Origin of the sequence: Desulfovibrio sp. DV, assembly GCF_001936595.1 — a bacterium.
Classification (GTDB): Bacteria; Desulfobacterota; Desulfovibrionia; order Desulfovibrionales; family Desulfovibrionaceae; genus Solidesulfovibrio.
In genome coordinates this window covers 1-12489 of sequence record NZ_MLBG01000138.1, presented here as the reverse complement: position 1 = coordinate 12489, position 12489 = coordinate 1, and the positions used below count along the sequence as shown (strand labels likewise).

The following is a 12489-nucleotide window of genomic DNA, read 5'->3' as shown; positions in this document are numbered from 1 at the left end:
TAAATCCCCCCCGGACCCCCTTGCTGGAAAAAAAATATGAGTGGGTTATCAGCTCTGGCTCGCAGCCCGGCCGGGACGGGCAACGCCACAAAAAAATACGGCCGCCCGAAAAAAATTCCCCGCCTGTACAATTCCAACGGGTTGCAATTCCGGGTCGGCTTGCCTTTGGCCGGCTTATGTGAAAAAAGGCGCAAGAGAAAGGGCAACAGCAATATATACACGATTCTCCCCGGCATGGGAAGTCGGCAACAGCCCCTCCGCGCCACTTTTTTTCAGGCGATGCCGGGACGGGACGCGGCGAGACAACCGGATGCGTGAAACGCCAACCCCACGCAAACGGACGGATCGCACAAGCTACGGCCAATGGCGGACGCGAACCCGCCGGCCTCCTGACACGGACCCCAAGCCATAAAAGGACTTCGGCGCTCCGGTTTCGCCCCGTCCCGTCCCGGCGTCCACTGCCCAAGGCCGCACCACGGCCCGACAGGCCGGCCTCCCCCACCAGTGCCAAGGGACCGTACGCCCGCCAAAGACACCAGTCGGCCGTAGCCCGCCAAACGGCCGACCTACCCCACGACCACCCGGTTGCGTCCCTGTTCCTTGCCGCGGTAGAGGGCCGCGTCGGCCCGCCGGATGACGTCCTCCAGGGTATCGCCCGGCGCAACACCCGACGCGCCTATGGTCAGCGTGGCTGACACGGTGACGGACTTCGCTCCCGCCCCGCAGGCAAAAAGCGTTGCCCCGACGGTTTCCCGGATCCGCTCAAGCAACCGGCCGGCCCCGGCCGGATCGGTTCCGGGCAGCAGCAGCAAGAACTCCTCGCCGCCCCAGCGCGACACCAGATCGCATTCCCGCACCCCGTGCGTCATGACCCGGGCGATCCCCCGCAACAGGTCATCCCCGGCTTCATGGCCATACTCATCATTGACCCGCTTGAAGAGATCGATATCGACCATGGCCACGGCAAACCCCTGCCCGGCCCCGTAGCGGCAAAACCGGAGCAACGCCTCCTCAAGGGTTTCCTCCGCATGGCGGCGGTTGGCCAGACCGGTCAGGCTGTCTGTCCGCGACAACTGGTCAAGGTTGCGATTGAGGGCTTCGAGTTCCTCTTTGGCGTCATGGAGGTGCTCGTTGGCTTCATGGAGTTCCCGGGTGCGTTCCAGCACCCGGGCCTCCAGGGTGGCGTTGAGCGCCACCAGGGCGGCCTCGGCCCGCCGACGCCGCATCCGGTTGGCCACCAGGCCAAGGACGAGAAACGTCTCGGCGATCAAGAGGACAACGCCGCTTATAATATACAATTTGTACTGACCCCAGAGGCTGTTATCCTGGAAAAGAAGGGTGCTGCCGGCGGGCAGGACGAATTCGCGGATGCCGAACCGGCGCAGGGCGCGCTGGTCGAAGACATAGGCGTTGATGGAGGCGGCAAGCGCTTCCCCGGACGGCTCCCGGCCGTCCAGGGCGTCGAGGATCCAAAGCGCCGTGCGCCGGCCGAACAATTCGAAGCTCGCGGCATAGCCGCCGACCACTCCCTCGCCGATGAGGTGCTGGGCCACCACAAACACCGGCGCAGCGGTGCGCCCGACAATATCCCGGACCACCTGGGCCGGCACATGGGAAACCCCGTCGCTGTCCAGGGCAAAACGGATGTACAGGATGGCCTGCTCAGCCGGGACAGCAGCAACCTGTTCCATGAGCGCCGCATGGGACAGGCCGGAAGTGGGCACGCAGGCAATCCGGTCGGCATAGCGGGCAGCAGCTTTGGTGATTTCTTTGGCCAACCGCCGTTCTTCCTCGGATGCGCCGAGAACCACCAGCACCGACTTCGTCCCGGGGCGCAGCCTGAGAATCAATTCAAGGTTTTTTTCAATATCCGACGTGGCTGTTGTCCAGGAAATCGTCTTGAAATCCGCTCCGGCGACAACGCCTTCCCCACCCCGATCCTGGGCGATAAAACAGGGAACACCCCGGAAGGTTTCCCGCAGATACTGGCTGTAAAGGCTGGTAACGGCCCGATCCACAAAAATGGCGTCCGGTCGCCAGGACGCATACTTCATCGCCAGATAGCGCGCCGTATCCGACGCATACGACGGCACATCTTCAAAACTGGTCACATTGAGATATTCGGCAGAGATGCGGACGTCGAATTGCGTGCCCGTTCGCAAGGTGTCGATCAGACCGTGGTCAAATTGGGCCACGGCCGGGTGGTCCTGATTGAGATTATGCAGGAGCAACACATTCTTGCGGGGCAATCCCCAGGAAAGGGCAGGCCCGGCCAGGACAAACAAAAAAAGGCCAGGACAACAGCAGCAATAAACCTGGCCGGAGGCTTGCAGCCGTTTTGCTTCGGGGACGCACCACGAAAGATCATGGTTGCAGGATACAGGAGGACAGCCCCTCGAGCAAGACCGCCTCGTGCAACAATTACTTCATGTGGCAATAGTTGCTCTGATTCCAACAGATAAAATCAACCAACGATGGCCGGCGGCGAAGAAGCAGGCGTAAAACCCGGAAATACATCACCGAGCTTTTTCTCCGGCAGGCCCAGATGGCGCACGGCAATGGGCGCAACCACGTCGCGCCAATCCGTCGCCACAGCCACGTCCCGGCCCTCGGCCAGCCGGTGCCCGGCCAGACCCGGCCACTCGCCATACATCCGCCCGCCAGCCACCGGCCCGCCAAGGACCAGCGCCACCCCGCCCAGGCCGTTGTCCGTGCCGCCAAAGGTGTTCTCCCGGGCGCTGCGGCCAAATTCCCCCAGGGCCACGATGACCGTGTCCTCGGCCGCCGAACCAAGGCCGGCCAGCATTCCGGCCAAGCCCTGGCCGGTTTCGCGCAGCCTATCGGCCAGATAGCCCTTGGCCGCGCCCTGGCCGCTGTGGGTGTCAAACCCGCCGACCGAGACGAATCCCAGGGCCGCGTCCCGGCGCTTGGCCAGTTCCCGGCCAAAGCGTTGGCCGAATGCGGCAAAATGCGGGGCCGGGATGGCTCCGCCGGCTGCCCGGCGCGACTCTTCGAGCAGCTTGGCCAGGGCTTCCTGGCGATCCTCGCGCCCGGTGGCAAAGGCCTTGCCGAGCGCCCCGCCGGTCTCGCCGTAGAGCCGGCCGGCCGCGGCAAAAAGCGTTTGATCCTCCACCGGCAGGCCGGGCAGGGATTCGCCCCGGCCCGGAGCCATCATGGTATAGTGCGGCGCGCCGTCGTAGGCCTCGGACTGGCTGGCCACCAGCATCTGGGAGCGTTCCCCGGCCAGGGCCAGGGCCAGGCGGCCCAACCAGCCGGCAGCCGTCCGCCGGGCCTGGGCGGCCGGGGTTCCGGCCGCGAACTGGGCCAGGGCCGGGCCATGGCTGGTCCCCTGGCCGGGCAGGGCGCAGGCCGGGACAAGGGCCAGCTGCTTGCTGGCAAAAAGCGGGGCCAGGGCGGACAGGGCCGGATGGAGCATAAAGCCGCGGCCAAGATCAAGGCCGCCGCAATCGGCCGGCAGGGCCGTGGTCGGGCGCAAAAAGGCATAGAGCGGGTCGGCCACTGGCGCGGCCACGGACAGGCCGTCCGGGCCGCCCTGGAGCAGCACCACCACAAGTTGCCTGCCGGTGCGCCAGGGAGCCTTGGCCGCCTCCCGGCCCTGGCCGCCGGCCTCGCCCTTGCCCTCGCCCGAGGACCGGCCGGCCTTGCGGGCCAGGGCCGGCCCCGGCACAAGGCCAAGCGCACCGAGTGCGGCCAGCCATCCAAGCACGTCTCTTCGTCGCACCGTATCCCCCCGACTCATCCGCGTTCCCGGTTCAGCCCGATCAGTAGCGCAAGAAATCCGGCGAGGCCAAAATGACGCCGGCCCCGTCGTTTCCGGCCTTGGCCGCCGCCTGCTCCACGGCCGGGGACAGGTTCGGGCCAAGCGCCCCGGCCAGGGCCTGGGCCGTCACCGTGGCCGCCGGCCCCAGCCCGGCCAGACGCCCGGCGGCGAGGTCTCCGGCAAAGCTCACCCGGCGCGGCATGGCCTCGGGCTTTTGCCACTGGGCCGAGGCCATGGGGTAGCCCTCGGGCCCGTCGGCGGCAAAAAGCGGCTGCCCCAGGCCCGCCAACGCCCCGGCCAGGGCGGCGGCGTCAGTGGGTTCCAGGCCCATGGCCCGCACGGCCGAGACCACCTGGCGCAGCGGTGATTTGATCCGCCCGCCCCGGTATTTGGCGTCGAAAAACTCCTCGCTGGTAAAAAGCGTGCGCAAGACCTCGCGGATCTCGCCGCCGGTCCGGCCAAAGGTCTCGGCCATGCGGGCCACCAGCGGGGCCGGCGGATCGTCGGTGAGGAAATAGACCGCCAGCTTGCGGCAGAGGTTGCGGGCCGTGGCCGGATGCTCGGCCAGGATGCGAAGGGCGGCTGCGCCCTCGCCAAGGCCCGTGCCCTTGACCGTCTGGCCAAGCAGCACCTTGTCCGAGGGATCGTGCAGCTCCACGTCAAAATAAAAGCCGCCGGTGTCGGAATCGGCCCGGGCCGCGCCCACGCGCCAGCCGGTGAGGATGCGGGCCAGGGCCAGGGTGTCGGCCGGTTTCTGGGGACCGCCGGGACCCAGGGTGTGATGGGCCAGGAGCAGCGCGGCATAGGTCGGTTCAAGGGCTTCGCGCTCGGCCTTGCCGGCGTCGCGGTGGACCACGTTTTTCCAGTTCTCCCGGGCGATCAGCATGGCCGGATGCATGGCCGTGGCCGCCAGCAGGTCGAGAAATTTGCCCATGGCGTAGGGCCGGATGGCCTCGCGTTCAAACGAGCCGACCCACAGGTGGGCCAGCCCTTTTTTCGCTCCCAGGCTGAAGTGCTCGCACCAAAAGGCGGTCATCAGTTCGCTTAACTGGCGCGGCGAGGCAATGGCCCGCAACAGGCGGGCCTTGGCCGCTTCCAGGGCCACCACGTCGGCCCGGTCAAAGGTGCGGCGCATGGCCTCGGGCCCGGCCTCCCGCCCGGCTTCGGCCGGCGGGCCGTATTCCCGGAAAAGGCGCACGGTGTCCATCTGCAGCGAGGGCAGCGCGGCCAGGGCTTCTTCGAGCTTCGGCGGCTCGGCCAATTTTTCCGGGATGAGCTGGGACTCGATAAAGGCGTCAAGGCCCATGTCTTCCACCTGCTTAAGCGTCCCCGGGCCGGGGCCGTAGGTCAGGCGGTTGACGGCCTGGACGATTCTGGGGTCCGGCCGGGAATCCCCGGCCCGGGCCGGGACACAGGCCAGACCGCAAAAAAGCAGGACACCCGGCAGGATGCCTGCGGCAAGGCGCGCAAAAGCGCGGTGAAACTGCACGATGCCGGCCATTTGGGCAATGTGCGCGGCCGGTGGGCAAATGTCAATTGCGCGGCGGGAGCGGCAGGCAGATGCGTCCGGGACAAATCCATGCTAGGCCGGGGGCAACCACAAGGAGGCGAAAATGGCCGTCTATGCCAATCAGACCATCATCAAATACGGCGTGGGCTTCGGCTCGGCCCTGGCCATGTCCGTATCGTTTGCGCTTAACAAGTCCATTGCCTGGGCCATCATCCACGGCATCCTGGGCTGGATCTACGTGTTTTACGCCTGGATTTTCAAGTCCTACTGAGCGCGGCGAAATCGCCCGTCGCCGCGGCAACGCCGGGTGTGCGGCGGGCGAAATAGACCCAGGCCGTGCGTGTTTCGCCGCCGGCGTCCATGACAACGGCCGTCTGGCGGCGCTCATAGACATGGGGATGCTCTTCCAGGTCGTCCAGGCCGGCCAACGTCCGGGCGTCCGTCACCCGGTACACCTCGCCAACCACCGGATAGCGGGCCTCGTCAGCCGCCAGATAGGGGATGCCCGCTTCCAGGTACAGGCAGCAGGCGTCAACTGTTCGGGCCGTGCCGCAAAATTCGGCTCCGCCCAGCCAGCCGTGGTTGCAAAAGCCCCGGCGCAGCGTGCCATAGACGAACACGTCCCAAACCATGGCGCTAGCCCCGGTGCAGCACACCAAACCGCACGATCCACCACAAGGCGGCCAGCCCGTCGCGCCAGCCGATCTTTTTGCCGTCCTCGTAGGTGCGGCCGTAATACGACACCGGCACCTCGTAGATGCGCGCCCGAAGCCGGGCCACCTTGGCGGTCAGCTCCGGCTCCACGCCGAACCGGTCGCTTTGGATACGGATTTTTTGCAGCACCTCGCGGCGAAAGACCTTGTAGCAGACTTCCATGTCCGACAAATTGATGTCGTTAAACATGTTCGACAGCAGCGTCAGCATCCGGTTGGCCACGGAATGCCAGAAATAGAGCACCCGGTGCGGACCGCCGAGAAACCGGGAGCCGTAGACCACGTCGGCCTTGCCGCTGCGGATGGGCTGGAGCAGGACCGGATAGTCCTCGGGATCGTATTCCAGATCCGCGTCCTGAATGAGCACGATGTCGCAGCCGGCAGCGGCAAATCCGGTGCGCAGCGCCGCGCCCTTGCCCTGGTTTTTGGCATGGAACAGCACCCGGATGCGGGGAGCGCCGGCCAGGGTGCGCAGATACTCGCCGCTGCCGTCGGTGGAGGCGTCGTCAACCAGAATGATCTCGGTGGCTTCCGGGCGGGCCAGGACCAGGTCCAGAAGCACCGGCAGGGTTTTGACCTCGTTGTAGACCGGAATGACGACGCTGACGGTCATGGTGGGACCGCTATCGGGGGCTTGCATGCAGGGCTCCATATCAGAGGGGGGATTTGCCAAGCGCCTGGAAATACCGGCTTCGGCAGGAAGTTTCAATGGCGCACAGGGCGGTGAGCGCCGGGCCGAAGTCGTCCTCGCCCATGGTGAAGACGCCATGGCCGCAGACGATGACCCCGCGCCGGCCGCCGCCGGCGGCCAGGGCCGGAGGCATGGTGTGGACGAGGCCCCGGGGACCGCAGCCCACTTCGCCCGGCACAATGGGCACATCGCCCACGAACCGTTCCCGGGGGCAGGCGATGTGGCAGGCGTCGCGCTGGGCGCAGCCGGTCGCCTCGCAATCCATGGACATGACCACGGCAAAACGGGGATGGCCGTGGAGGATGGCCCGGCGGCGGTCCAGGCCCGCCAGGGCGGCGTGGGCGGCCAGTTCGCTGGAGGCCGTAAGCCCGGCGCAGGACGAGCCGTCCAGGGGCACGCAATCAATGCCGCCGGCCAGTTCGTCCAGGGCCGCACCGGTCTGGCTGATGGCCAGCACGCCATCAAGATTATAGGAAATATTGCCGAAGACCGAATCGACCAGCCCCAGTTCCACCGTGGCCCGGCCGGCCTCGATCATGGCGGCCAGGACCGTTTCCCGGTCGCGAAACGGCCCCCTGGCCAGTTGCGGCACAGTGGCCGGCGGCGGCGGCAGATGGGCCACGGCCGTATCAAAGGCGGCCCAGGCCGCGGCATCAAGGGTCCCGGCCCGGGCAGCGGCCAGATGGTCGGCGAAAAACTTGACGAAACCGGCAAAGGCCACCGACGACACGGTGATAAAGGCCTGTTCGGGCGAGAGCGCCCCGTGGGCCAGGATGCCGACGCCGGGGAGGTAGGCCCCCTTTCGCCGGGCCAGGGCCTCGGCCGCGGCGGCCACGGTCGGTTCGCCCACCACCGGGATGTCGTGGAAAAAGGTGCGGGTCTCGCAGTCCCGGGGCTTTATGGCCGGGGCTTCCCGGGCGGCCAGCCAATCGAGGATGGTGCGGTGCGGCTCGGCCGGCGGGGCCAGGATGACGCAGCCGACCCCCAGGCGGTCGATCAGGCCGGCCAGCAGCCCGGCCCAGGGCGAAGACCGGGAAAAGACGAGCCCGTCGTCCAGGCAGGCCACCACAGCCGCGTCCGGGGCGCACAGCCCGGCCCGGGCCAGCCGGTCGGCCCACTGCCGGGCCAGATCCCTGGCCGTCTGTCGGTTCATTCCAGCCACGCCAACTCCAGATTGTCGGCCCGCTCCGGGCTTGGCCGGCCGTCTTCGGTTGCGCCGCGCAGCCGGTAATACCCGGCCCTGGCAGCCAGAAAGGCCGGCCGGGACAGCGGCGGCACGTCGATGCCCTCGCCGCTCGAACCCGGTTCGGTGAAAAAGCGTTCGGGCAGATCGTCGGCAGCGGCGCCAAGCCCGGCCCGGGCGTTGAGTTGCCGCTCCCGGAAGACCGCCCGCTCGCCACGCCTGGCCAGTTCGCCGGCGGCAACAGCGGTTCCGGTTGCGGCCGAGACCGCGAGCCCCCCACTCCTCCAGGCCGACCGCCAGGGTAAAAAGCGGACAGCCGCCAAGGGAGGCGGCCGCTGCCACGGCATTTTCGCCCAGACAGACCGCCCGGGCCTTGCCGGCAAAGGTGAACCGGTCCGTGGCCACGGGCTTTCGCAGCAGCTCATGGGCCAGACACAGCCCGCCCCAGGCGTCCGGTCCGGCCGGCCCAACGGCCAGGGACAGGGCCAGCCCGCAAGCCCCGCGCGGATCAAAGGCCGGCAGGGCCACGCCTTTGACACCCAAGACGGGCAGGGCCGCCTGATCCCGGGCCAGGGCGGCGACGGCGGCCAGCACCTCGTCCGGGACGGGGTCGCGGCCGGCGGCTTCGGCCCGGCCGGCCAGGACGGCGGCCGCGCCCGGCGGATCAAGGCCGAGATTGAGGCAGGCGGTATTGGCGGCCACAGCCAACCGGCCGTCAGCCAGCCCGAGCAGGGCGGTAAAATGGGACAGGGCGTCGCCGTCCGGCAAGAGGGCCCCGGTGTCCGCCACCCGGCGGCAGGGCACGGGACAGCCGGGACAGCCGGCCGCCCGGGGAGTGAATGCGGCAAAAAGACGCGGGGCCGAGACAGCCGCGGCCTCAGGGAAAAAGGTCTGGCGGAAATTGCGGGTGGGGAGCATCCGCCGGCCGGCGGTCAGGTCCAGGAGCGCGGCCGTGCCGAAGCGGCCAAAGCCGCACGGGCCGGACAGGGCCGGCGAGGCGGCAACAAGACGCTCCATGGCCGCCCGGGCCGCGGCCATGGCGGCCCCATGGACCGGGTCCGGGACCGGTCCCGGCCCCTCGGCCACCGTGACGGCCACGAGATTTTTGGCGGCCAAAAGCAGGCCGCAGCCGCCCCGGCCAACCGGATGCAGGCCGTCGGCCAGGGCAATGGCCAGCCGCGAGCCGGCCCGCGCGGCCGGCCCGACCGCCAGGAGTCCGTGCCAGGGAGCCAGGGCGGCCGAAACCGCAACCAGGCCCTGCCCGGCCAGTGTAGCGGCCGCGACCAGGCGCACCCCCTGCCCGTCAATAGCCAGGACCACGGGCGAAGCCGCCCGGCCGGTCAGCACCAGACCGGCCACGCCGCACCGGGCCAGGCCCTGGCCAAGCCCTCCGGGCACAGCCGCGGCCAGCATCCCGCCGGTGTGGGGGTTTGGCCCGACCAGGGAGGCAAAGGTGGCACCGGGCAGGCCGTAGCCCGCCAGCGCACCGGGGAACAGGCACAGACAGGCGGCGGGATCATCCCACGGCGCTGGCCCGGACGCGGCGAAAAAGGCTGCGGCCAGACTGCGGCCGCCGCCGTTCAGGCGAAGAAGGCCGGCGGCCGGCGCCTCCCGGCGGACGGTTCCTGTGGTCAGGTCAAGAAAAATGATGTCGCCGGTCGGCTGGTCCATGACATGTCCCGTGGAGGCGTTTCCCGGTTGCGACCTAGCAGACGGCCCGCTTCGTGGCAACCAAGTCCCCCCCTAAAGCCCCGGCCCGAAAGGCCGATAAGGAGTGTGCGCCACTACGCAAAGACGAGGTCCGGCCATGCAGATTACGCCATCCACAAACGGCATTTCCAGCCTGCTCACCCTGTCCGGGCACACCACGGGCCAGACAGCGGATGAGGCTGCGGCTCCGACCTCGGGACACACCTCCCTGACCTTTGGCAACGGCGAGGCCAAGACAACCGTCAAGACCACAGCCCCCGGCACCACCTCGGACGTGTTTGCCTCGGAAATCATGCGCCGGATCAGTCTGGCCGAGACGCCGGCCACGGCCAGCAACGCCGGGACCGGGGTCAATTTCGGCGCGGCCGGCGACCTGCAGAACTCGCTGGCCGACGCTGTGGAATCGGTGCGCCAAAGCCACGGCGACGCCGCGGCCACGGCCGTCATGGGCATTGTCATCAAGGGCGTGGGGGATGGGGCCGGCGGCGAGGACGCCCTGGGCGACGCCCTGGTTTCGGCGCTCAAATTCATTGACCGCAATTTCGGTGTGGCCGCCGGCGACGCGGCCATGGCCACATTCAACGGGTCGCTCAATAGCGCGATAAACGATTTCTACCAGAACGGGCATCTGGAGGAATTCTACGCCTCGGACGGCTCAAGCGGAACAGGCAGCGCCATCAAGCAGGCCCAGGGCGTGGTGGCCTCCACCCTGGCCCATGTGGCCAAGCAATATGGCCAGGATGCGGCCCAGACGATTGCCGACATCCTGGACACCGATTTCATCCAGGCCGGCTCCACCCGCGAGGGACTGGGCAAGGCCATTGCCGCGGCCGACGCCTACCTGACCGAGAACTTCGGCACAGGAGACCTGGGCACCCTGCCCCTTGGCCAGGAAACCGATCTGCCCAAGGGGTCGGTCGTAAGCCTCTCGGTCTGACCGGGCCGGCCGGCGCGCCGGGGGTTCCGGCCAGGGCGTATGCTCCGGCTGTCCCGGCCCGTTGCCGACCGGATTGCCAGCCTGACGCCCAAAACCCCTTCCCAAACTTCTCCCGGTGAGGGGTCCGGGGGGATCATCCCCCGGCCGCCGGAGGCATTCTCCCTCTTCCCGCCGTCCCCCTCTACGCCTGGCCGCTGCCGCAGGCCACGTGCGCCGCCCCGGAATTGCGGTCTGCGCCAGTGCGCAGGTCGCCCTGGGGCAGGCTCAGAAAAATCGTCGTCTGTCCGGTTTCGTCGCTGGTGTCCATGCGGACCGTGCCGCCGTGGGTCTCGGCTATGAGCCGGGTGGAATACGCACCGAGGCCTGTGCCGCCCATCTTGCCTTCGGTGGCGTACTTCTCGAAAAACCGTTCCCGCATCCCCGGCGGCACGACACCGGCGTTTTGCACCCGCACCCCGGTCGGTTCCCCGGGGTGCAGATCCACCACCACCACCCCGCCCTCGGGCGAGGCTTCCAGGGCGTTTTTCACGCAGTTGGCCAGCATGGTGTAGAGTAACAGCCGTTCGCCGCAGAGATACACGGTATCGCTGCCGCCGGCCTCGCGTCCGTCGATGGTCAGGCGGCGGGCCAGGCCTCTCGGCCCGGCCAGGACGGAAAATTCCATAAAAAGCCGCCGCACCATGGCGACCAGATCCACCGGCTCGGGACTGAGGCGATAGGTTCCCCGTTCGATTTTAAACAGATCGAGGGACAGGTTGATCATGGACAGCATCTTGTAGCCGTTCTCCTCAATCAACCGCAAAAACATGGCCTGGGAGTCGGTCAGGCCGCCGTCGTCGAGAATAATCTGGGGCAGGCCAATGATGCCGGTCAGCGGAGCCTTGAGGTCGTGGCGCATGATGCGGTCCACGTCCTCGCGCAGCTTGGCCGCTTCGAGCAGTTCCTCGTTTTGCCGGGCCAGGGCCTGCCGGGCGGCCTGCAATTCCAGGTGGTTTTTCACCCGCGCCCGCACCACGGCCGGACTGGCCGGCTTTGCGATATAGTCCACCGCCCCGAGCGACAGGCCATGGGCCTCGTCTTCCGGGGCATGGTTGGCGGTGACGAAAATGACGGGGATGCCGGCGGTTGCGGCCTCGGCCTTGAGCCGGCGGCAGACGTCATAGCCGTCGATGTCGGGCATGACCACGTCGAGCAGGATGAGATCCGGTTCCACCCGGCGGGCCAGGGCCAGGGCATCGGCCCCGCCGGTGGCCACATGAATCGTGTAGCTGTCGCGCAGGCACTCGGCCAGCACCCGGATGTTGGCCGGCACATCGTCAACGATGAGGACCGAGGGAGGACTGGACAGCGGCGTCATATATGGCGGTTGCGGCAACAGGGGGGATGCCCCTAGCCCTCGATAAATTCCCGTTGGATTTCCTGAACCCGGTCGAAATCATTGAAAAAGACGTCCAGAATGCGCGGCTCGAAATGGCTTCCCCGGCCGGCCCGCATGATATCCAAGGACTTTTCGTTGCTGAAAGGCTCTTTGTAGGGCCGTCGGCTGGTCAGGGCGTCGAACACGTCGGCCACGGCGCAGATGCGGCCATACAGCGGGATGTCCTCGCCAACCAGCCCCTTGGGATAGCCTGATCCGTCCCATTTTTCGTGATGGGACATGGCGATGATTTCGCCCACCCGCAACAGCTCGAAATTGGATTCGCCAAGAATGCGGGCGCCGTAGATGGTGTGGCGCTTCATGACTTCCCACTCCTGCGGGGTGAGCTTGGCGGGCTTGAGCAGGATGCTGTCGGGAATGCCGATCTTGCCGATGTCATGCATGGGGCTGGCTTGCAGGATCAGGTCCACCTCGGCCTCGGGCAGGCCCAGCCGGGCGGCGAGCAAGGCGCAGTAGCGGCTCATGCGCTGGATGTGGTCGGCGGTTTCCTCGTCTTTGAATTCCGCTGCCGCCGCCAGCCGGTGGA

At 67.6% G+C, this 12489-nt stretch carries 11 protein-coding genes and 2 pseudogenes; 3 read left to right on the top strand and 10 right to left on the bottom strand.

Annotation, left to right across the window (positions count from 1 at the left end):
* Nucleotides 1–36 precede the first annotated feature (36 nt).
* Entirely contained in the window at nucleotides 37–318 is a 282-nt protein-coding gene (locus tag DVDV_RS22535) for a hypothetical protein (protein ID WP_139311688.1), read from the top strand.
* A gap of 248 nt (nucleotides 319–566) precedes the next feature.
* Here the strand turns inward: DVDV_RS22535 and DVDV_RS20075 are convergent, their stop codons facing one another.
* The 3 genes from DVDV_RS20075 to DVDV_RS20065 form a co-directional block, all read right to left on the bottom strand.
* Complete coding sequence (locus DVDV_RS20075) at nucleotides 567–2195, bottom strand: diguanylate cyclase (RefSeq protein WP_254845462.1); 1629 nt, start codon at nucleotides 2193–2195, stop codon at nucleotides 567–569.
* A gap of 269 nt (nucleotides 2196–2464) precedes the next feature.
* Nucleotides 2465–3742: a DUF1501 domain-containing protein gene (locus tag DVDV_RS20070; protein ID WP_075356361.1), complete on the bottom strand. Its 1278-nt coding sequence runs from the start codon at nucleotides 3740–3742 to the stop codon at nucleotides 2465–2467.
* A 40-nt stretch (nucleotides 3743–3782) separates the two neighbouring features.
* Entirely contained in the window at nucleotides 3783–5270 is a 1488-nt protein-coding gene (locus tag DVDV_RS20065; RefSeq protein WP_254845461.1) for a DUF1800 domain-containing protein, read from the bottom strand.
* 124 nt (nucleotides 5271–5394) lie between these two features.
* Between DVDV_RS20065 and DVDV_RS22870 the strand changes: the two genes are divergently transcribed.
* Entirely contained in the window at nucleotides 5395–5562 is a 168-nt protein-coding gene (locus tag DVDV_RS22870) for a hypothetical protein (protein ID WP_175577139.1), read from the top strand.
* On the opposite strand, the gene DVDV_RS20060 is transcribed toward DVDV_RS22870, so the two are convergent.
* The 5 genes and pseudogenes from DVDV_RS20060 to DVDV_RS20045 all read right to left on the bottom strand — a co-directional run.
* Nucleotides 5549–5923 (bottom strand): gamma-glutamylcyclotransferase, encoded by a 375-nt coding sequence (locus tag DVDV_RS20060; RefSeq protein ID WP_075356358.1) that lies wholly within the window; start codon nucleotides 5921–5923, stop codon nucleotides 5549–5551. The two genes, DVDV_RS22870 and DVDV_RS20060, sit on opposite strands and share 14 nt — an antisense overlap.
* A gap of 4 nt (nucleotides 5924–5927) precedes the next feature.
* Nucleotides 5928–6644, bottom strand: a complete 717-nt coding sequence (locus DVDV_RS20055; protein WP_075356357.1) for a glycosyltransferase family 2 protein — start codon at nucleotides 6642–6644, stop codon at nucleotides 5928–5930.
* A 13-nt stretch (nucleotides 6645–6657) separates the two neighbouring features.
* Nucleotides 6658–7224 (bottom strand): annotated as a pseudogene (locus DVDV_RS23630) (class II aldolase/adducin family protein); the annotation flags it as partial.
* A 620-nt stretch (nucleotides 7225–7844) separates the two neighbouring features.
* The gene (locus DVDV_RS23625; protein WP_254845463.1) at nucleotides 7845–8225 is read right to left on the bottom strand and encodes an aldehyde ferredoxin oxidoreductase C-terminal domain-containing protein; all 381 of its coding nucleotides are present in this window, start codon (nucleotides 8223–8225) and stop codon (nucleotides 7845–7847) included.
* Between the two features lie 13 nt (nucleotides 8226–8238).
* A pseudogene (locus DVDV_RS20045) lies at nucleotides 8239–9549 on the bottom strand (aldehyde ferredoxin oxidoreductase N-terminal domain-containing protein); the annotation flags it as partial.
* A gap of 136 nt (nucleotides 9550–9685) precedes the next feature.
* Here DVDV_RS20045 and DVDV_RS20040 point away from each other — a divergent pair.
* Nucleotides 9686–10525: a hypothetical protein gene (locus DVDV_RS20040; RefSeq protein ID WP_075356355.1), complete on the top strand. Its 840-nt coding sequence runs from the start codon at nucleotides 9686–9688 to the stop codon at nucleotides 10523–10525.
* Between the two features lie 181 nt (nucleotides 10526–10706).
* Here DVDV_RS20040 and DVDV_RS20035 read toward each other — a convergent pair whose 3' ends face one another.
* Both DVDV_RS20035 and DVDV_RS20030 read right to left on the bottom strand, forming a co-directional pair.
* Nucleotides 10707–11882 (bottom strand): hybrid sensor histidine kinase/response regulator, encoded by a 1176-nt coding sequence (locus DVDV_RS20035; RefSeq protein WP_075356354.1) that lies wholly within the window; start codon nucleotides 11880–11882, stop codon nucleotides 10707–10709.
* Between the two features lie 32 nt (nucleotides 11883–11914).
* Nucleotides 11915–12489 (bottom strand): HD-GYP domain-containing protein (locus DVDV_RS20030; RefSeq protein ID WP_139311687.1); only part of this gene is annotated, 575 nt, incomplete at its 5' end.

Excerpts from the sequence above, each read along its gene's own strand:
- DVDV_RS23625 (WP_254845463.1), bottom strand. The coding sequence starts at position 8,225 with ATGCCGTGGCAGCGGCCGCCTCCCTTGGCGGCTGTCCGCTTTTTACCC.
- DVDV_RS20040 (WP_075356355.1), top strand. The coding sequence starts at position 9,686 with ATGCAGATTACGCCATCCACAAACGGCATTTCCAGCCTGCTCACCCTG.
- DVDV_RS22870 (WP_175577139.1), top strand. The coding sequence starts at position 5,395 with ATGGCCGTCTATGCCAATCAGACCATCATCAAATACGGCGTGGGCTTC.
- DVDV_RS20035 (WP_075356354.1), bottom strand. The coding sequence starts at position 11,882 with ATGACGCCGCTGTCCAGTCCTCCCTCGGTCCTCATCGTTGACGATGTG.
- DVDV_RS22535 (WP_139311688.1), top strand. The coding sequence starts at position 37 with ATGAGTGGGTTATCAGCTCTGGCTCGCAGCCCGGCCGGGACGGGCAAC.
- DVDV_RS20055 (WP_075356357.1), bottom strand. The coding sequence starts at position 6,644 with ATGCAAGCCCCCGATAGCGGTCCCACCATGACCGTCAGCGTCGTCATT.
- DVDV_RS20060 (WP_075356358.1), bottom strand. The coding sequence starts at position 5,923 with ATGGTTTGGGACGTGTTCGTCTATGGCACGCTGCGCCGGGGCTTTTGC.